19 protein-coding genes are annotated in these 20,280 nt (G+C 32.1%); 11 read left to right on the top strand and 8 right to left on the bottom strand.

What is annotated here, in order from left to right; translation table 11 throughout:
• Positions 1 to 186: 186 nt before the first annotated feature.
• Positions 187 to 537, bottom strand: coding sequence for a hypothetical protein (locus SBL15_RS09125; protein WP_107637828.1), 351 nt, complete (start codon positions 535 to 537; stop codon positions 187 to 189).
• Between the two features lie 69 nt (positions 538 to 606).
• The gene (locus SBL15_RS09120) at positions 607 to 1,305 is read right to left on the bottom strand and encodes a helix-turn-helix transcriptional regulator (protein ID WP_182703543.1); all 699 of its coding nucleotides are present in this window, start codon (positions 1,303 to 1,305) and stop codon (positions 607 to 609) included.
• Between the two features lie 389 nt (positions 1,306 to 1,694).
• Here SBL15_RS09120 and SBL15_RS09115 point away from each other — a divergent pair, with 389 nt between their 5' ends.
• From SBL15_RS09115 to SBL15_RS09085, 7 genes are all read left to right on the top strand, one after another.
• On the top strand, positions 1,695 to 2,486 hold the full coding sequence (locus SBL15_RS09115; RefSeq protein ID WP_390894807.1) for an inositol monophosphatase family protein: 792 nt from the start codon (positions 1,695 to 1,697) through the stop codon (positions 2,484 to 2,486).
• A 110-nt stretch (positions 2,487 to 2,596) separates the two neighbouring features.
• Positions 2,597 to 3,544 carry an LCP family protein gene (locus tag SBL15_RS09110; RefSeq protein WP_049395577.1) on the top strand — a complete coding sequence of 316 codons (948 nt, stop codon included), beginning with the start codon at positions 2,597 to 2,599 and terminating at the stop codon, positions 3,542 to 3,544.
• 327 nt (positions 3,545 to 3,871) lie between these two features.
• Entirely contained in the window at positions 3,872 to 6,826 is a 2,955-nt protein-coding gene (fdhF, locus tag SBL15_RS09105) for a formate dehydrogenase subunit alpha (RefSeq protein ID WP_107612192.1), read from the top strand.
• On the top strand, positions 6,826 to 7,299 hold the full coding sequence (locus tag SBL15_RS09100; protein WP_037535920.1) for a DUF1641 domain-containing protein: 474 nt from the start codon (positions 6,826 to 6,828) through the stop codon (positions 7,297 to 7,299). Before fdhF ends, SBL15_RS09100 begins: the two co-directional genes overlap by 1 nt.
• A 280-nt stretch (positions 7,300 to 7,579) precedes the next feature.
• Positions 7,580 to 7,798, top strand: a complete 219-nt coding sequence (locus SBL15_RS09095) for a hypothetical protein (protein WP_029376663.1) — start codon at positions 7,580 to 7,582, stop codon at positions 7,796 to 7,798.
• A gap of 25 nt (positions 7,799 to 7,823) precedes the next feature.
• Positions 7,824 to 8,603 carry an N-acetylglucosaminidase gene (locus tag SBL15_RS09090; protein ID WP_107612191.1) on the top strand — a complete coding sequence of 260 codons (780 nt, stop codon included), beginning with the start codon at positions 7,824 to 7,826 and terminating at the stop codon, positions 8,601 to 8,603.
• A 96-nt stretch (positions 8,604 to 8,699) separates the two neighbouring features.
• Positions 8,700 to 9,824 carry an FAD-dependent monooxygenase gene (locus SBL15_RS09085; protein WP_317955805.1) on the top strand — a complete coding sequence of 375 codons (1,125 nt, stop codon included), beginning with the start codon at positions 8,700 to 8,702 and terminating at the stop codon, positions 9,822 to 9,824.
• Between the two features lie 94 nt (positions 9,825 to 9,918).
• Here SBL15_RS09085 and SBL15_RS09080 read toward each other — a convergent pair whose 3' ends face one another.
• The 5 genes from SBL15_RS09080 to SBL15_RS09060 form a co-directional block, all read right to left on the bottom strand.
• Positions 9,919 to 10,875, bottom strand: coding sequence for a 2-hydroxyacid dehydrogenase family protein (locus SBL15_RS09080; RefSeq protein ID WP_053041464.1), 957 nt, complete (start codon positions 10,873 to 10,875; stop codon positions 9,919 to 9,921).
• An 81-nt stretch (positions 10,876 to 10,956) separates the two neighbouring features.
• Positions 10,957 to 11,268, bottom strand: a complete 312-nt coding sequence (locus SBL15_RS09075) for a DMT family transporter (protein WP_053016633.1) — start codon at positions 11,266 to 11,268, stop codon at positions 10,957 to 10,959.
• 1 nt (position 11,269) lies between these two features.
• A complete protein-coding gene (locus SBL15_RS09070; protein WP_037535934.1) occupies positions 11,270 to 11,599 on the bottom strand; it encodes a DMT family transporter in 330 nt (109 codons plus the stop codon).
• Between the two features lie 637 nt (positions 11,600 to 12,236).
• A complete protein-coding gene (locus SBL15_RS09065; protein ID WP_317955802.1) occupies positions 12,237 to 12,884 on the bottom strand; it encodes a CHAP domain-containing protein in 648 nt (215 codons plus the stop codon).
• A 318-nt stretch (positions 12,885 to 13,202) separates the two neighbouring features.
• Positions 13,203 to 13,631 carry a DUF4870 domain-containing protein gene (locus SBL15_RS09060; RefSeq protein ID WP_107612186.1) on the bottom strand — a complete coding sequence of 143 codons (429 nt, stop codon included), beginning with the start codon at positions 13,629 to 13,631 and terminating at the stop codon, positions 13,203 to 13,205.
• 409 nt (positions 13,632 to 14,040) lie between these two features.
• On the opposite strand from SBL15_RS09060, the gene SBL15_RS09055 reads away from it, so the two are divergent.
• Together SBL15_RS09055 and nhaC are read left to right on the top strand one after the other, a co-directional pair.
• Complete coding sequence (locus tag SBL15_RS09055) at positions 14,041 to 15,111, top strand: NAD/NADP-dependent octopine/nopaline dehydrogenase family protein (protein ID WP_317955800.1); 1,071 nt, start codon at positions 14,041 to 14,043, stop codon at positions 15,109 to 15,111.
• Positions 15,112 to 15,138: 27 nt separating this feature from the next.
• Positions 15,139 to 16,545 (top strand): Na+/H+ antiporter NhaC, encoded by a 1,407-nt coding sequence (gene nhaC, locus SBL15_RS09050; RefSeq protein ID WP_107612715.1) that lies wholly within the window; start codon positions 15,139 to 15,141, stop codon positions 16,543 to 16,545.
• Positions 16,546 to 16,991: 446 nt separating this feature from the next.
• Here nhaC and SBL15_RS09045 read toward each other — a convergent pair whose 3' ends face one another.
• Positions 16,992 to 17,741: a CHAP domain-containing protein gene (locus tag SBL15_RS09045; RefSeq protein ID WP_317955798.1), complete on the bottom strand. Its 750-nt coding sequence runs from the start codon at positions 17,739 to 17,741 to the stop codon at positions 16,992 to 16,994.
• 803 nt (positions 17,742 to 18,544) lie between these two features.
• Here SBL15_RS09045 and SBL15_RS09040 point away from each other — a divergent pair.
• On the top strand, positions 18,545 to 19,273 hold the full coding sequence (locus tag SBL15_RS09040) for an AraC family transcriptional regulator (protein ID WP_317955796.1): 729 nt from the start codon (positions 18,545 to 18,547) through the stop codon (positions 19,271 to 19,273).
• A 263-nt stretch (positions 19,274 to 19,536) separates the two neighbouring features.
• Positions 19,537 to 20,280: a transcriptional regulator, SarA/Rot family gene (locus SBL15_RS09035; protein ID WP_107612706.1), complete on the top strand. Its 744-nt coding sequence runs from the start codon at positions 19,537 to 19,539 to the stop codon at positions 20,278 to 20,280.

The following is a 20,280-nucleotide window of genomic DNA, read 5'->3' as shown; positions in this document are numbered from 1 at the left end:
ACTTACAATTATAGCGTTTCACGTTTTTTATTACAATTTACATATATATTATATAATTTTTATAATTAATTGCTTGAGCGACTTGGATAATTAGTTAAATTGAAGGAGGTAGTTGAGGCGTTTATTACGCTATTAAAAAATCAAGGATTGGATATTGAAATTGCAAATGTGATATACGAGGTTCATTTACTTATATTCATTTAACAAATAAACTAATGTTTGGTGCAATTGGTCTTGACGTTGTTGTAAATCAACTAATATCGTCCCTTGATGGAATTCGTGTAGTGGTTTTAATGATAGATCATTTAGTAATTTAAAAAAGAAGTGATCTGATTCCATAGAGGATTTAGAGTCAAAGTTATTAGTACTGTTTTGAATGGTTAACGATAAATTGTCAGTAAAATTTTTAATGGATGTGTTATACGCTTCTATTTCTCGATTTAAAAATCGATTGTCCATTAAATAGTAATATCTTATTTTTTCAACGTGAGTGAGTAAAATTATGAGTTGTTGACGCATTAATGTGGATTGAAGCATATTCAATGCAACTCCTTGAAAATATTAAATTGTAGAAGAGGTATGAATGAGGAGAACCAATCGAGAAAATTATTCATTCGTCTCAATTGGATTTAAAAATTGGGTATAATTATCAATGGATATGTCATAAGTTTTAATGGTCTTTTCAAAGGAATAAGAAATGTCATAAATATCAAGAACTGGTAATTCTCTTGTTCTTCCTAAACCGATTTCATAAATAATTGATAGCCACTCACCATTACGACATAGTAAACCAATGAATATGACATTCTCAGCAATAGTCTCTTGATTATCAATAAAGTCTATCAACATAACATTTCGTTCAGAACTAAAAATTAAAATGTCTGCAAATAAATGGGGTAATGTTATTTGTTCTGTATCTTCAAACTTAATTAAGTTAGTCATTTGGTTTAGTGATTTACGAACACGAGTATTAGGAATATTGATAATCTGATTAATGATAGATTGAATCTCGTTAGTGTATGGTAATGTTGAATAGGATTGGCTTTCTATTAAGGTAAGATACAGAGATAATAGTTGCTGTTCAGTAAAATTTAGTTTTATTTTATCTTCAGATTTTTGAATCTGATATCCACCATTTTTGCCTTTATGAGCATATATTTGAACACCTTGATTTTCTAAATCGACAATGTCACGACTAATTGTACGAACAGAAACATTTAAGTGTTGCGCCAATTCAGATGCATTAATTGTATGACCTTGTTGTATTAATGAAATAATTTGATTCTGGCGATCTAATTTCTTCAACATAAACACCACCTATAACCATTACATATTACATTAATTATAACATAACACTGCGTATGAAGACATTTTCATTACTTTAGTAGATTATGCGTGTAAAATTAAACATTTTTTTATTAGGAAAACGCTTACAAAATTAAATGTTTTATGCTATTATAATATTTGTAACAGGGGAGAACGAGTTCAAACAAAGGGGTAGAAGCTATATAACAGATAGCTTGTTGTGAATCGTTCAAGTTACATCGAAACATCTTCAATATTTATTACTTACTTTCCTTTCTATTTGTCGGCTAGCAGATGACTAGCCGATTTTTTTGTGTCTTCATTTAAAAATTCCTATGACAAATATGAGCAGTAAGATACAATAAAGTGAAATAGATAGTTGAGGTGAAATCATGCAAAACAAACTTCATAATATAGATGCGCATATCATGGATTGGTTAAAACATCTCGATGATGTTATCCCCAATTTGATAACAGATCTGATTACTGATACTAAAATAAATCGATTTGATTTAGTTACAAATGTAGATAAACAACTTCAAAATAAGTTTGAAGCGTATTTAGCTGAACACTTTCCAAGTCACCAATTATTAGGTGAAGAAAAAGATAATAGCATGATTCGGCCATATGAGGGACATTTATGGATTATGGATCCAATTGACGGTACAGCTAATTTAGTAAAACAGCAAGAAGACTATTGTATTATCATCGCATATTTTGTTGATGGCGAACCTAAACTTTCTTATATATATGATTATCCTCACAATAAATTATATAAAGCAATAGCGGGTGAAGGTGCATTTGTTAATGGGCAACAATTGGTGCCACCTAATGAATTAAAATTGCAAGACGCCATTATCTCTTTTGGGACTCAATATATAAATGATGATACAAGCAAAGCATTATACGATGCTTCGTTCAGTGTGAGAAATATTGGTTCATGTGGTTTAGATTCAGTAAGAGTGATTAAAGGACAATTTGGTGCACATATTAATACAAACCCAAAGCCATGGGACATTGCAGCGCAATTTTTATTTGCGAAAGAATTAAATTTGAAAATGAGTCAATTAAATGGCGAACCGTTAGACTTTGCTAAGAGTGGACCATTCATTATTAGTAATCACGGATGTTACAAAGATATACTAGCAATTATTAATCGGAATGGCGGGTATCATATTTAATAATATTGATAGCTGTTTTATGAAAAGTTACTTCTTAAGACGTATAGAAAGTTAATCATTTTAATATATAATAATTATATTAATTCATAAAACAGAATAGGAGTGGTAGGATGCGTAGAACGCATAGACGAATGAGCCTGCCCGTTAAAATAATTACATGGTTTATAGGAATATTAGTTGTTTTAGCAATAGTTGCGTCAATTTTTGTAGTAGCTAGTATTTTTATTACAAGTGGTAAGATTCATAATCCTCTAAACAGACAACATTCAGAATTGAGAACGAAAAATGTAAGTTTGTCAAATGGTGATCCATTTACTATTGCATTATTTGGTGTAGACTCAAATGCTCAACGTAAAAGTGAGAATGACGGTGAAAGAAGTGACACAATTATGCTTCTTTCTATTAACCCTAAGAAACAAACTACAGAAATTGTAAGTGTACCTCGTGATACACAAGCTGAAATTGTAGGTAAAGGCACGACTGAGAAGATTAATCATGCATATGCTTATGGTGGACCAACGATGGCTGTTAAATCATTAGAAAAATTAATGAATGTTCCTATTGATCATTATGCAACAGTTGATATGGATGGGTTACATGATATGATTGATGCTTTGGGCGGTGTGAATGTTACTAGTAATGATACTTTCACCACTAAAGGAACTAACTTTGTAAAAGGTCAATCAACTCATGTGGATGGAGATACTGCAATGGCCTTCATACGTAGTCGTAAAGAGGAAGGTGCTGGAGGAGATTTTGGTCGTCAAGAACGACAACAACTTATCCTTCAAGCAATGGCTAATAAGATGACAAGTACTTCGGCGCTCACGCATTTCCCATCATTAATTAATCAGATCCAGAAAAATGTTAAAACCGATTTAACATTGAATGACATGAATGATATTAGAAAGAATTATAAAAATGCTAATACAACTGTAAACCGACATCAATTAGAAGGTCAGGGTGGTATTCAAGACGATGGATTGTGGTATTTCATACCTAATGACGATTCAAAACAAAGTGCCACTGAAATATTGAATAATAATTTACAAAATTAAATTTTTAATGCAATAGACGTTTTTACTTTAGCAGTTAATACTAGGAAATTTATAGAGGTAGGACAATGAGTGAGAAATCATTTCAGTCCTATCTCTATTTTTTATTTTTAAATTGTATCTGCATTAAAGTTAGTTTTTTTAACATTTGAAACACAATGTATATTTAATTCTTTTAAAATTGCAAAAATTTATGAAACGCTTAACATTTAATGAAATAAGTAATACAATTAAAGTAATTCTATGTTCAATATATGTGGGGTATTGAAATGGAATAGTTAAGTAGCCAAAGTCATTTTACGGAAAATTTATATAGATGGGGTGGAAAGTATGCAAGAACATTTAATCGTCACGCTTGATGGCACTGATTATCTTGTAGAACCTGGAACAAGTTTACTCGAGTTTATAAAATCTCGTGATACTTTCGTACCTTCAATTTGTTATAACGAATCAATGGGACCAATTCAAACATGTGATACATGTATGGTTGAAATTGATGGCAAAATTGAACGTGCGTGTAGTACTGTTGTAGATCGACCTATGACAGTTAATACTCAGAATAGTGATGTTAAAGTTAGCCAAAAGGAAGCTTTAGATCGCATTTTAGAAAAACATATGCTGTATTGTACAGTATGTGATTATAATAACGGTGATTGTGAAATACATAACGCTATGGACGCATGGGGATTAGAAGAACAATCATACGAATACAAAACGAAACCATATGAAAAAGACTATGGTCCATTCTATCGATATGACCCAGACCAATGTATTCTTTGTGGTCGTTGTGTAGAAGCGTGTCAGGATATCGAAGTAAATGAAACAATTTCAATTGATTGGAATCGTGAGCATCCTAGAGTTATCTGGGATAATGATGTTCCTATTAATGAATCATCATGTGTATCGTGTGGACAATGTGCAACTGTATGTCCTTGTAATGCCATGATGGAAGTGAATATGGAAGGTAATGCTGGTTACATGACAGATACTGAACCAGGTTCACTTGCTGCAATGATTGATTTAACTAAAAAGGCTGAACCAGGTGATGGATTACTATTTGCAGTTTCTGATTCAGAAGCGGAAATGCGTAAAGAACGCATTAAGAAAACGAAAACAGTTTGTACATATTGTGGTGTAGGTTGTTCATTTGATGTATGGACTAAAGACAGAGAAGTGCTTAAAGTTCAACCATCACATGATTCTCCTGCAAACAAAATTGCTACATGTGTTAAAGGTAAATTCTCTTGGGGTCACATTAACTCAGACCAACGTTTAACGAAACCACTTGTTAGAAAAGATGGAGAATTCCATGAAGTTGAATGGGATGAAGCTTTAGATGTTATTGAAACTAACTTTAAGCGAATCAAAAATGAATATGGTGGCGATCATTTAGCATTTATCGCATCTTCTAAAGGTACTAATGAAGAATCATATTTAATGCAAAAACTTTCACGACAAGTCTTTGGATCTAACAACGTTGATAACTGTTCAAGATATTGCCAAGCACCAGCAACGAAAGGTCTATTTAGAACTGTAGGTCACGGTGGTGACTCTGGTTCAATTGAAGACCTTGAGAGAGCGGCTATGACTGTTCTAATCGGTACAAACACAGCTGAAGCGCATCCAGTTATTGCATCTAGAATGAAACGTGCACAAAAGTTATTCGGGCAAAAGATGCATGTATTCGATATTAGAAAACATGAAATGGCTGAACGTGCAGATGCATTCTATCAACCTAAGCCAGGAACAGATTTAGTTTGGTTAGGTGCAGCTACTAAATATATCATTGACAACGATTTACACGATAAAGCTTTCTTGAATGATTGGGTCGATAATTATGAGGATTACTATAAATCACTAGAATTGTTCACTATGGATTTTGCTGAAGAAACAACAGGTATTCCTAAAGAACAAATCATTAGTTTTGCAGAAGAAGCTGCAAAAGCTGAATCAATGTCAATTTGTTGGGCAATGGGTGTTACACAACAAGATATCGGTAGTGATACAAGTACAGCTATCTCAAACTTATTGCTCGTGACAGGTAACTATAGAAAACCAGGTTCAGGTGCTTATCCATTACGTGGTCACAATAACGTACAAGGTGCAAGTGATATGGGAAGTATGCCAGATCAATTCCCAGGTTATCAAAAAGTAGCTGATGATGAAGTGAGAGCAAAATTTGAAAAAGAATATGGTGTAGAATTAAATCCAACACCTGGACGCGATAATCACCAAATGATGGAAGGTATCCATAATGGAGATATTCAGTCATTATACTTATACGGTGAAGATACAGGTATTGTTGATTCTAATATTAATTTTGTTCAATCTGCTTTAGAAAAAGTAGACTTCTTAGTTGTTCAAGATGAGTTCCTAACTTTCACAGCAACATATGCAGATGTCGTCTTACCAGCTAGTCCATCATTAGAAAAAGATGGTACATTCACGAATACAGAACGCCGAATTCAACGTATTAATAAAGCATTACAACCGCTAGGCGATTCTAAACCAGACTGGGAAATCTTCCAATTAATCGCACAACGCATGGGCGTAGATTGGAATTACAAACATCCAAGTGAAATCATGGATGAAATTGCACGATTAACACCATCATATTCAGGTGTAAATTATGAACGATTACAAGGTTTCAATAGTCTTCAATGGCCTGTAGCACCAGATGGTACAGACCAGCCAACATTATATATGGATGGCTTTAACTTTGAAAATGGTCGTGCTAAGTTATTCCCATTAACATTTGACAATTTCTTTAAAGAAGATGAGGTTTATGACCTACATGTAAATAACGGTCGTTTACTAGAGCATTTCCATGAAGGTAATATGACTTATCAAACTGAAATGATTAAGTATAAAGTGCCAAATGCATTTGTAGAAATTTCTCCAGAGCTAGCTAAAGATCGTGATATTCATGAAGGCGCAGAATTACGATTGATTTCAGAAACGGGTGAAGCAACATTAATTGCAACAGTAACTGATCGAGTTAAAGGCAGAGAAATTTATATTCCTTTAAATAATGATGCTATGTCAAATGGTGATTTAGGTGCTATCAATAAATTAACTAATAGTGATGTAGATAAATATACAGATACACCATCTTATAAACGAACAAGTTGTCGTATGGAAGTATTGACCCGTAAAGGTAAATCACCATTAAATCCAACAAACTTCCGTGTCGATAAACAACGTAACCCGCAGTATAGTGTCCAAGTACAGAAAAAATGGGAACGTCCTGACTATGTTTTCCCAGGAAATGTGGTGGATAAATAATGGCTGAAAGAATAACTAAAATTAAACGTTTAGAGAAATCAGAAGAACAAATTAAAATCGAGAGTATCAATGAAGTAACAGATGCTATTGCAGAAAATAAAGATAGTATTTTAAAAGCAATACGTTTAGTAAAAGCATTAGATGAAGCTAAAATTCTTGATTTAATGAACGGTGGCATTAGAGGACGTCAAGTCATTATCAATAAATTTATGACAGAACTTAACAAAGATTTATATGCGGGTCTAATTACAAATTTAGCACCAATGGTCTTTATGTTAGGTGAGCTTAATGTTCAAGAGTTAAGCCAATTCTTAAATAAATTAAATAAAGGATTGCACGTTGCAAATCAAGCAAATCCTAATGCTAAAACAAGTATTCGTAGTCTAATGGGCGTACTCAAAGACGATGATATGAATCGCAGCTTAACTTATATGCTTAATTTACTTAAAGGGATGTCTAGAGAAGATAAATAATACATTAATGTATAAAGAGATTGGTACAAATTAAATAATCAAAGACTACAAAGTAAATATGCAGTAGATGACTGAATTGAGAAGGCACTTATTCTAAACTTACTTAGTTCAAGTCATCCTTAGGGGTGGGATAATGAATTCAAATCGAATTCTGTCTCGCTCCTTTCTTTCATTATTTAATAAGATTTATACGTACTTTCTACACAAATTATGGTAAGGTGTAGTATATATTATTACTAAAGAAGGGGTGAGAACAATTCATCCAAACGCGATTAAAATTATGACAGTTATTTCTAACGTCTTTATTGTTTTAGGAATTATTTTTTTAATTATGATGCAAATGGTGTTAGCGATTTCAATGTTCGCTGTGTCGTTAGCAATTAGTTTAGTTATATTTAACGTGCTTTTTCGAGATCGAACTGGCATGAAGATAGTCATCAACATATCATTTGCTATAGTCTTAATTGTTATTATAATTACTTATTTTTATTTATCTTAAATAGCTATAAAGGATTGTCATCTACATGAAGCAATTAAATCATTTGCGTTTACCATTCATACTGTTGCTTATTATTATCATTATCTTCATAGTATTATTAATAATTAATCATTCAGAACTGTTGGACAATGATCGCAACTATAGCTTTCAAGAAGCAATTCAGAAACAAACAGATTCGAGTGTATTGAATACAGTAGACAGAGATGGTGAGTTTGTGAATGCAAATAGCCGAGAAATAGAGAGGGCAATGCGCATTACTCGAGACGATAATAAGTTTAAATACATGGATATTTCACAACAAGTTCCTATGACAAAACAAGAAGTTAAAAAGATGTTACAAGGGAATGGTATTCTTGAAGATCAAGCTGATGCTTTTATAGAGGCTCAAGACAAATATCAAGTCAATATTATTTATTTAATAAGCCATGCACGTGTGGAGACTGCTAATGGTAACTCTAAACTTGCCAGTGGTATTAAAGAAGGTAACAATCGTTATTACAACTTTTTTGGTGTCGGTGCTTTCGATGAAAATGCTATTCATACAGGTAAGAGTTACGCTAAGGAAGCATCATGGACTTCACCACGAAAAGCGATATTTGGTGGAGCTAAATTTATTAGAACGAATTATTTTGATAATGATCAAATTACGCTATATCAAATGAGGTGGAATCCAAAAAGTCCAGGCCAACATCAGTATGCAAGCGATATTTTGTGGGCAGATAAAATCGCAAAGTATATGCAAGCATATTATGACCAATTTGGTATAAAAAAAGATGATGTACGTAAGAACTTCTATGCCTCCTAAATTGATTGGCTAATAGAGTGATATACAATTTAAGTTGCAACTGCAACATACTGTTAAGATAAAATTTAGGTGAATTTAATATTGAGGTGTAAATAAATGAAAATTGCAATAATAGGTGCAGGTATAGGTGGTTTAACCGCTGGCGCACTTCTTTCACAAAAAGGACATGACGTTTCTATATTTGAAAGACAATCAAATATAAGTGAAGTTGGTGCAGGTATAGGAATTGGTGATAATGTTATCAAGAAATTAGGTAAACATGACCTAGCTAAAGGAATTAAAAATGCTGGCCAGAACTTATCTGCAATGAATGTACTAGATGATAAAGGAAATATTTTGTCTGCAGTAATATTAAAAGAGGCTACGTTGAATGTAACATTAGCGCGACAAACTTTGATTGAATTGTTACAATCTTATGTTAATCCTCAATGCATTTATACAGACCATGATGTTATTAAGGTTGAAAATGTCGAACAACATACGATGGTTCACTTTTCAAATCATGCAAGTCAAAGTTTTGATTTATGTATAGGTGCGGACGGACTTCATTCTGTTGTCAGACAAGCTATTCATCCGAATGCGAAGATACTTTATCAAGGGTATACGTGTTTTCGTGGCCTAGTGGATGATGCTGATCTACATAACATTGATATTGCTAGTGAATATTGGGGTAAACGTGGTCGAGTAGGAATAGTGCCACTTATTAACAACCAAGCTTATTGGTTTATCACAATTAATGCGTCTGAAAAGGATACCAAATATCAATCGTTTGAAAAACCACATTTACAAGCATATTTTAATAATTATCCTGAACCAGTACGTCAAATTTTAGATAAGCAAAGTGAAACAGGTATTCTGAAGCATGATTTATATGATATGAAACCACTCAAATCATTTGTAAATCAACGTATTCTATTGTTAGGGGATGCAGCGCATGCAACGACGCCTAATATGGGTCAAGGTGCTGGACAAGCTATGGAAGATGCGATTGTACTAGTTAATTGTTTAGAAGAATATGATATAGAAAAAGCATTAAAACGTTATGATAAATTAAGAGTTAAACATACTGCAAAAGTTATCAAACGCTCAAGAAAAATTGGTAAAATAGCGCAAAAAGATAAAACGTTTGCTATTTCATTACGTAATAGTGTTATGAAACGAACACCTAAACGTTTGTTAAGTGGACAAACTAAATTCCTGTATAAAGCGAAGCATAAATAAAATAAGACGGATACTGAAGACTAATTAAGCATATAAGTTAATGATTAATATGCTTCGTAGTCTCTTTCAGTTTCCGTCTTTTTTACATTATAAATTATTTATTAACTATAAACTGTGGAGTTTCACCATTTAACTTTTTAATCGTATCATTTGCGACGATTTTAGACATCATATCTCTAGCTTCATATGTTGCGTTACCAATATGAGGTGTGATAACTACATTATCTAGTGATTTCAAACCTTCTGTAATTTCAGGTTCAAATTCATATACATCTAATGCAGCACCTTCAATTTCTTTGTCTTCTAAAGCTTTTACTAAAGCTTCTTCATTAACTATTGGACCGCGACCAGCATTAATTAAATAGGCTGTAGATTTCATCAGTTTAAATTGTTCGGTATCAATCATATGATGTAAATCAGGATTATAAGCAGCATTGATTGTGATGAAGTCAGCATTTTCAAGTAAGGTATTTAGATCTACATATTTTGCACCAATTTCACGTTCTTTTTCTTTCTTTTGGTGAGGACCAGTATATAAGATATCCATATCAAAAGCTTTAGCACGCTTAGCTACTGCACTACCAATTTCACCTAAACCGATTATGCCAATCGTTTTGCCAGACACTTCACGGCCTCTAAAGAATAAAGGTGCCCATCCATCAAAACCTTGTGTTCGAGATAATTTATCTCCTTCAACTATGCGACGCGCAACTGCTAAAACGAGTCCGAAAGTTAATTCAGCAGTTGAGGCTGTTGATGCTTTAGGTGTATTTGTTACATCAATATCTTTTTCACGTGCATATTTAACATCCACATTATTAAAGCCAGCACCATAGTTTGCAATGATTTTGAGGTTACTTGCACTATCAATCACTTCCTGATCAACATTCGTAGATAGAATGCTTATAAGCGCAGAAGCATCTTTGACACCTTCAATAAGTGTTTCTTTATCAATAATGCCTTCACCTTCATACATTTCTACTTCAAAGTGTTCTTTAAGTAAATTTAATCCTACTTCTGGAATTGCACCTGCTATATAAACTTTTTCCATTAAGCTCACTCCTTATCAATAATCTCTCTTTAAGTATAATAAAAGGAGAAAACGTATACAAATGTAATTCATACAATTTTATTAAATCATTTTAAGGCCGATTACAGAGAAGAGTATCAAGAAAATAAAAATGATACGGCTAAAATGTGTTGATTCTTTGTAAAATAACATTCCTATAATAGCTCCTCCGGCTGTGCCAATACCAGTCCATATAGCATATGCTGTTCCCATTGGAATTGTTGTCATAGCTAATTTTAATACACTAAAACTAAAAATAAACGTAATTGCCATTAAAACAATATAAAATTTTTGTTTTGAGCGTGCATATTGGTTTAACCATATGACGCCAAGTACCTCTAATAATCCTGCAATGAGTAAATATAGCCATGACATATTACATTCCTCCCTTAGGTGAGTCATTCGTTGACAGTTTAAGTCCAATAATGCCAACTAGTAACAGAAGCAGTAATACAACTTTCATTATTGTAAATGGTTCTCCAAAGAAAAGCATATCTGCAATAACTGTACCAGCAGCTCCTATTCCCACAAATACTGCATAAACTGTACCGACTGGAAGTTGTTTAGAAGCGGAAATCATTAAGTAGAAGCTTAGTGCAATAAAAACTAATGTAAATAACCAAGTTGCAAAATTATGGGCATTATTTAATCCAATTACCCAAATAACTTCTATTAGGCCAGCTAAGATGACTTTAAGCCATTGCATACCTTCACACTCCTTATAAAATAAAGACTAATATGCTTATTCTCTCAAAGCGTTACCTTTAATTCAATTTTTAAAACTTAAAAAAGGACTAGGGAGTGGGACAAAAATAATATTTTCTCAAAATTTATTTCGTTGTAACCCCAGCTTGCATTGCTTGTAGAATTTCTTAATGAAATTCTCTTTGCTGGGGCCCCGAACCCCAGCTTGCATTGCTTGTAGAATTTCTTAATGAAATTCTCTTTGCTGGGGCCCCGAACCCCAGCTTGCATTGCTCTTGTAGAATTTCTTAATGAAATTCTCTTTGTTGGGGCCCCGAACCCCAACTTGCTTAGCTTGTAGAATTTCTTTGAGAAATTCTCTTTGTTGGGGCCCCGCCTACGCCCTCAAGGATGACTAGGTCTGAAAAAAGCTTGATTCAAGCACATTTTCAAATCAGTTAGCTACTGACAAAATGATAAAAAAGGCTGAGACATTTTATTTTGTCCCAGCCTCAGTCCTACATGAATGATTAGAATTGAGAAATGCTTGATTTAAAGCGACTTCTCAATTCATTTAGCTACTGTGAATTTACAATACAGCTCTATAGTATAATGTTATTCTATATTTCTGATTAGCATCATTTAAGCTTTATTTAAAATTATGATAAATGGATGTAGTTATAAGAACTAGCTTGGCTAGCTGAAATTGTACGTGTATCTTTCACATATGGTCCACCAGAATAATTCATTTCAGAAACAGTTACTGAACCATCGCTACCAACACTTTCTACATACGCAACATGTCCATAAGAACCTTCAGATGTTTGAAGAATTGAACCTTTTTCTGGAGTATTATTTACAGTGTACCCAGCTGCTGATGCTGCACTCGCCCAGTTATTAGCATTTCCCCAAGTACTACCGATTTTACCACCAACTCTGTCATATACATACCAAGTACATTGACCGGCTGTGTATAAATTACCTGATGTAGAAGATGTAGTTTGAGTTGAAGAAGAAGTAGTTGTAGAAGAACTACTAGATGACGAACTTCCATCTGATGTTGTTGAAGTTATAGTACTTTGATTATAGTTGAAAGATTGTTGTTTAAATTGAGGTTGTTGATAACCTTGTCCTTGTTGATGACTAAATTGCATATTTTGACCATGTGGACCTTGTTGTCCGAATTGATTGTATTGTGGTGCTGGGTTGTGATTATATTCTGCAGCATCTGCATGGTTAGCATTTAATCCTAATGCTGATACACCAATGCCTGCTGTTAAAGTTGAAATTGTAATAATTTTTTTCATAGTAAAAAGTCCTCCCAAAATTTTTATTCAACAATAGGTTAAAAATAGCGATATGTTGAATAGACTTTGAATTTGTATTTTTTTGCCGCTCCCAACGACAAGTCATACTTTATCAGATTCTATTAGCACTGTGTGCAATGTTACGGTTTCGTAAATGAAATACAAAAACCTTGAACAACTCCGTAATAAAGAGTAGCTCAAGGTTACGTACTGTAATATAGCTTGAATTATGCATGTATACTACATTAATCTAATATTTAGTTAGTGTTAACAAATGATTATTGTTACAATCCTTTGTAATATTAGATGCTGTACAACTTATTTGAAGAAACGAATTGATAAAGGCACTACATACTCTTTTCCACCAAAATATTTAACGCAAGCAACGATATGAAAAACTACATATAGGATAGTAAGTACAATTAATAGTAATGAAAGAACAAATAATAATATTGTAGCGATAATGATCGCTGCTTCATTATTAACTACATATATGAAAAATACAGGTACCATACATATACCAATAACAAAGTTCCAAATTAAATAAGAAATAAGCATGTTGAAGTAATTCTTTCCAGCTTTATCAACTAATCGTGATTCATTGCGCTTGATAGCCCAAATAATAATTGGACCTATTACAGAAGTGAAGAACCCCAATAGGAAAATTAACATAGACATTAATCGGGCATCATCTTCATTATCTCTCTTTACGGTAGAGTCTTGTGATTGATCATAATAATCCGACATAATAATACTCCTCTCAATTAAAAAGTTATGTTTCATAATTAATATAACAAAGTTACTTAAAAAAGATTAGTTAATTTTAAAATAAATATAAATAATTGAGTTGTGTTTAATTTTTGAAAAATAGGATATAGTTTAGCGTTGTATAAAAATTGATTACTAATGATATTAGTAAAACTCATTATTAGGATTTGGCATTAGCTGACTGAATAGAAATAATGTTGATTTAAGATATATTTTTATTCTAGCCAACTTTGCCCGGGAGCGGGACTTAAATATAATCATTTTAATAAATGGTTGTATTTGAGGATATAAAGAAATCTATTTACACTTATTAGATTTCTAACCTGCTCCCTTTATTTTTAAATGAAAAGCAGAGATGCTGATTTGATTAAGAAAGGAAGTTATAACTATGAAAATAGCGGTAGTAGGATCAGGTAACGGTGCAATTACAGCGGCAGTAGATATGGTAAATCAAGGACATGATGTGAAATTATATTGTCGAAATTCATCCATTAAAAAATTTAATAACGCATTAGAAAAGGGTGGATTTGATTTTAATAATGAAGGTGCAGAATCATTTGTACCATTTACAGAAATAAGTGATGACATTGAATATGTATTAAAAGATGCTGAGATAATTCAAGTTATCATTCCATCATCATATATTGAATACTATGCAGAAATTATGGCTGAGCATGTAACAAGTGATCAACTTATTTTCTTCAATATTGCAGCTGCCATGGCGTCAATTCGATTTATTAACGTACTTGAAGATAAACATATTGAGGTAGAGCCGAAGTTTGCTGAAGCTAATACACTTACTTACGGTACGCGCGTTGACTTTGAAAATGCACGCGTAGACTTATCATTGAATGTACGTAAAGTATTCTTTTCTACATATAATAAGAAGGAACTTAGTGACAGCTTTGAAAAAGTAAGTCAAATATATCCGTATCTTGTTAAAGAAGAAAATCTATGGAAGACAAATTTAGAAAACGGAAACCCAGAGGTTCATCCTGGTCCAACGTTATTAAATGTAGGAAGAATTGATTATGCTGATTCATTCGCCCTTTATAAAGAAGGTATTACGAAGCACACAGTAAGATTATTACATGCAATTGAGTTGGAACGTTTAACACTAGGGCGTAAATTAGGATTTGAACTTTTAACAGCCAAAGAAGCACGTATTCAAAGAGGCTATTTAGAACGTAAAGACGAAGATGAACCATTAAATCGTTTATTTAATACAAGTCCTGTGTTTTCTCAAATACCAGGGCCTAATTCAGTACAAAATCGTTATTTAACTGAAGATATTGCATATGGATTAGTACTATGGTCAAGTTTAGGGCGTGCAATTGATGTTGAAACGCCTAATATTGATGCTGTTATTATGATTGCATCAACCATTTTAGAACGTGACTTTTTCGATGAAGGTCTAAAAGTAGAAGAACTTGGTTTAGAAAAACTTGGTTTAGAATAATTAACTAAAAGGAAAAGAGGAATGTGTATGAAAAGACAGCCATCATTTTTGGAAGCCATATCTACAATTATCGTTATGGTTATTGTCGTGACAATAGGCTTTATAAAATTTAATATTCCCATTCAGGTACTGTTACTCATATCATCTGCATATGCAGCTTTGATAGCTTGGCGAGTAGGCTTAAAATGGAAAGATTTAGAAGAGGGAATCACTCGAAGATTAACGACAGCTATGCCTGCAATATTTATTATACTAGCTGTAGGTATAATAGTTGGGAGTTGGATGTATTCTGGAACTGTTCCAGCTTTAATATACTACGGTCTAAAGTTTTTAAATCCACATTACTTTTTAGTTTCTGCCTTTTTAATATCGGCTATTTGTAGTTTAGCAACAGGGACAGCCTGGGGATCAGCTTCAACAGCTGGTATTGCGTTGATATCAATTGCGCATCAGTTGAATATCGATATGGGTATGGCAGCAGGTGCTATTATTGCAGGTGCAGTCTTTGGTGATAAAATGTCACCATTATCAGATACAACTAACTTAGCTGCTTTAGTAACTAAGGTAAATATCTTTTCTCATATCAGATCAATGATGTGGACAACGATACCTGCTTCAATTATTGGACTAATAGTTTGGTTCTTTGCAGGGTTAACTTCAAAAGGGTCAGTGAATACGAAACAAATTAATAAGTTACTGAATGAACTTGATGGTATCTATAATATAAATATTTGGGTGTGGGTGCCATTACTAGTCATAATCATATGTTTAGTTTGTAACGTATCTACTGTACCATCTATGTTAGCATCAAGTTTAAGTGCCGTTATTATTGGAACATTAAATAATCATTTTAATATAGTTGATGGTTTTAAAGCTATGTTTAACGGATTTACACCTGCGATGACTGGACAATCCAATCTTTCTACCAATGCAACATCGCTATTAGAACAAGGTGGAATGATGAGTATGACAGAGATACTAGTGACAATATTTTGTGGGTATGCATTTGCAGGTATTGTTGAAGTATCGGGATGTTTAGATGTCATGTTAAAAACGGTTTCTAAAGGTATACATTCAGTTGGAACACTTATTTTAATAACAGTCATTTGCTGTTTAATGTTAGTATTTGCAGCTGGTGTAGCATCTATAGTAATTATTATGGTGGGTGTCTTAATGAAAGACATGTTTGTTAGTAGGAATTTAGATAAATCAAATTTATCAAGAACTTTAGAAGATTCAAGTACGATGGTGTTACCGTTAATACCATGGGGAACTTCAGGCATATACTACACGCAACAACTGGGAGTATCAGTAGATCAATTCTTTATTTGGACACTTCCATGCTACTTGTGTGCAGTATTAGCAATTATTTACGGCTTTACTGGAATTGGTATTCGTAAATTAGACGACAAAAGTAATGTAAAAAATTCGTAAAAATATGTTTAATCATTTGTGAAAAGGATATATTTAAGTATGTTAAAACATTACATAGATATTTTTGTAGCGATGATATCTGATGCTATAAAGTTTTAACTGTAAAATATCCTCAAAATATTTAACAGTAGTGGGTTCAATTTTTGTAGCGAGAATTGGATCCATGAACGATGGACAAACGAATTTATTATCAACAATTATGTAGTAATAGATATAACAAATCAAGAAAGAATGAATTTGTTCGAAATAGATTAAGATTGGAAAGTATTGATTATTACTTTCCAATCTTTTTTGTTTTTAATTATATGGCAGGATGCTATTTATATCTCATAATAAGATTTTCAAACTAGTATAGGTGCATGTTGTTTAATGTTTATATCTTTGAGTATAAAAGTAAACGCAAAAAAGCGATCCTTTTTGGATCGCTTTTAAACTTACTAATAGAATTAGTGAATGTAGTTATATGAAGCAGCTTGGCTAGCTGAAATAGTACGTGAAGTAACAACACCAGCACCGTGACCATAGTTCATTTCTGATACTGTAACTGAACCGTCACTACCAACACTTTCAACGTATGCTACGTGACCATATGCACCTTGTGAAGTTTGTAAAATAGCACCAGCTGATGGTGAATTGTTTACTGTGTAACCTGAAGCAGCTGCAGCGCTTGCCCAGTTATTAGCATTTCCCCAAGTTGAACCGATTTTACCGCCAACTCTATCAAATACATAATATGTACATTGACCAGCAGTATATAAGTTACTACCTGAACTTGAAGTTCTTGAAATTGAAACGCCAGTTGATTGTGATGATGGAGCAGTAGTTGTAGTTACTTTAATGTTACGATCTGAAGTTGAGTAACTAGCACCTAAACCACCAGTTTGTTGAGTATTTGCACTATATGATTGAGTGTTATTGCTGTAGTTGTTGTAGTTATTATAGTTATTGTAATTATATGAATAGTTGTTGTATGAATAATTAGATTGACTAGAGTGAATTACTTGATTTGGGCTCCAGTTACCTTTCCAAGTGTAATGATAGTTACCTTGTTGGTCGATAGTGTAAGAGTAGCTGTATGAAGTTGGATCATTTGGGTTATATCCTTGTTCTGCTGCATGTGCCTCATGACCATGTCCAGCGATAGCGATTGTTGCAACTCCTGCAGTAGCGATTGTAGCTGTAGCGATTTTTTTCATTGTAAAATTTCCTCCTGAGAATTAAATTAATATTTTATATTTAATAGTCATTTGATGACCCTTGAGTCCAGTTTTTAATAAGTTTCTTAACGACAAGACATACTTTATCAGAAAAAAATCATTTTGTGTGCGTTGTTATCATTTTGTAATTTTTTGCTAATAAATAGTGTTGAGTTAAATACAATAAGTAATTTTTTGTAATATTAAAAAACGTTGTCATAACAACGTTTAAAAAAATATATGAAAAAGATACTCATTTTCTTGTAATATTTTTGTAAAGTAACAGCAAAAATAAATTTGATATAAAATTAATAGAATTCATTATTTTTGTATTGTTTTAAAATTATATGTATACAAAAGATCTATTAATTAAATTGTATTATTACTCTGAAATGCTATAAAAGAAGCTCTTATTGGGGATTATTCATACAAACATTATAAAAAATATACAAAAACATTTATATAAGATAATAAAATGATATAATTGGTTAAAAGTTTGCTACTGCTAATACCGAAATAAAACATACAATTATATATGAAGATAGGCATTCAAAAAAAGCGTTTAATTAGAAAATCGTTATTAATGCAGCAATAGTTATTAGCATTATGGGGGATAATTTATTATTTCTGTTTATGTCATATCTTTATATATTATAAAGTGAAAGGACGTTCGTATGATTGATGACTTTTCGGTAAAGCTTTTAAAAAATATAAAGATAAGTAGTCAAAAGGAATCAAATATTAAATTAATCTATTGGCTAAAGGGGTCAGGGAGAGTAATTTTAAATTTAAAGAAATTTCAAATGAAAGAGAGAGATTTATTATTTGTAATGTTAAATGATATTTACTCGATTGAGAATGAGGATGGAGCAATTATCGCTAGTATTGAAATAGCATTCAAAGATTATTTGAAATATGCTGATGATTATATTAAGTCTAATGGATATAAATTTCCTTCTATTGAAAGAAAACAATTAGAACCCTTTATTTTAAATTTACTTGATTTTGAAAGTAGTAAGTCAGATAAATTACAAATAAAAGATAAGCTGGTAAAACACTTATGTGTAGAATTAGGATACTTGCAGAGAAATCAACGCATTCGTTACAAACTAGATAATGCCTTAGTTGACAAAGTACATGAGTATATTATTAAACATCACAGTAATAAGATAAGTCGCCAAGATATGGCTAATGCACTCAATATGTCAGCCAAGGAACTTAGTAAAGTCATCAAGTATCACAAACCTTATCATAATATTACACAATATATTAATGATGTTAGATTAAAATTATGTTTGATAGACATTTTAAAAAGTAATCATTTAATACAAGATATTGCATATAAGCATGGATTCAATCATTTTCCACATTTCATTGCTTTATTTAATAAAAAATACGGCACCACACCTGGTCAAATCAGAACTAAGAATCAATCACATCAATATCAATCATTTAATCAATCAGAAATACCATTAGATGAAGAAACACAATTATTAATTGCTGAAGCAAAAGATAATTACAGTTTAGCCTAATAATAATAAATATAAGTCAAACATGATGATTGAGTACAAGTAAACACGACCTTTCAATTGATAAATTATAAAGATAATGTTGTTTATTTAAGAATTCAAGTCAATGTCTATCTTTAATAGATTGGGTAAATATAGAGTTATATATTTAATAGTTTCAAATGCAGTTTTAAAATATGGGCTATGATTAGACAATTTGTTATCAAATTAGCATGGCAACTCTTAACCGCCCAATCCTGAAATAGTGTTTTGAGGTGATAGATATGATGGATAAAAATAAGCTAGAAACATTACTATTTTATCTTGTTTTTATGAAAGCGGTAGGTGAGGTGCTAAAATATAGTTACCAACTAAAATTTGAGCAATTAAAAACATTGTATGAAATCATTAAATATTTTCATGTTCATCAACAGGGCGTTTATATAGATGAGTTAATCACTTATCAAACCATTTCAAAAAGACAATTACGACATCATTTAGAGCATTTATATCATTTAGGATGGATCACTAAATTGAGTGATGATAATGACCAAAGACGTATATTATTTCTCCCATCCAATAGCTGTCAAGAGAAACTGAACATTATGTTTATGGAAGTTAGTGAAATGGTAAAAGGGAAGAATTTTGATTATTCAATAGAAACAACAGCCCACTATAATCAATTAGGGCATGTTTTAACCATTTTTGACGCACTTTACAAAGTTCGAAACATAGCAAAGGAGTCTAATTTGAGTTTGGATGAATTGTTTTTATTAGGTAAGTTACTATCAAGTCGACAAGTTATTTCATTAAAAGAAATTCAGGCAATGTCATATCGATATTTAATATGTATGAACGTGGTTATTAATGATCTTTATCAAAAAGGGTATTTAGAAAAGTATCGTAATTCAATAGATGAACGTATTGTAAATGTAAAATTTATTGAATCACGAGCATATGAAACAAATCAATTATTTATTAGATGTTACAATAAGTTCCAAGAGGAAATGAAGTACAGTAAAATATCATAA

This window comes from Staphylococcus sp. NWU MKU2 (assembly GCF_033283605.1).
Classification (GTDB): domain Bacteria; phylum Bacillota; class Bacilli; order Staphylococcales; family Staphylococcaceae; genus Staphylococcus; species Staphylococcus haemolyticus.
The sequence above is the reverse complement of the archived record's forward strand: the minus strand, read 5'-3'. Positions and strand labels throughout refer to the sequence as shown.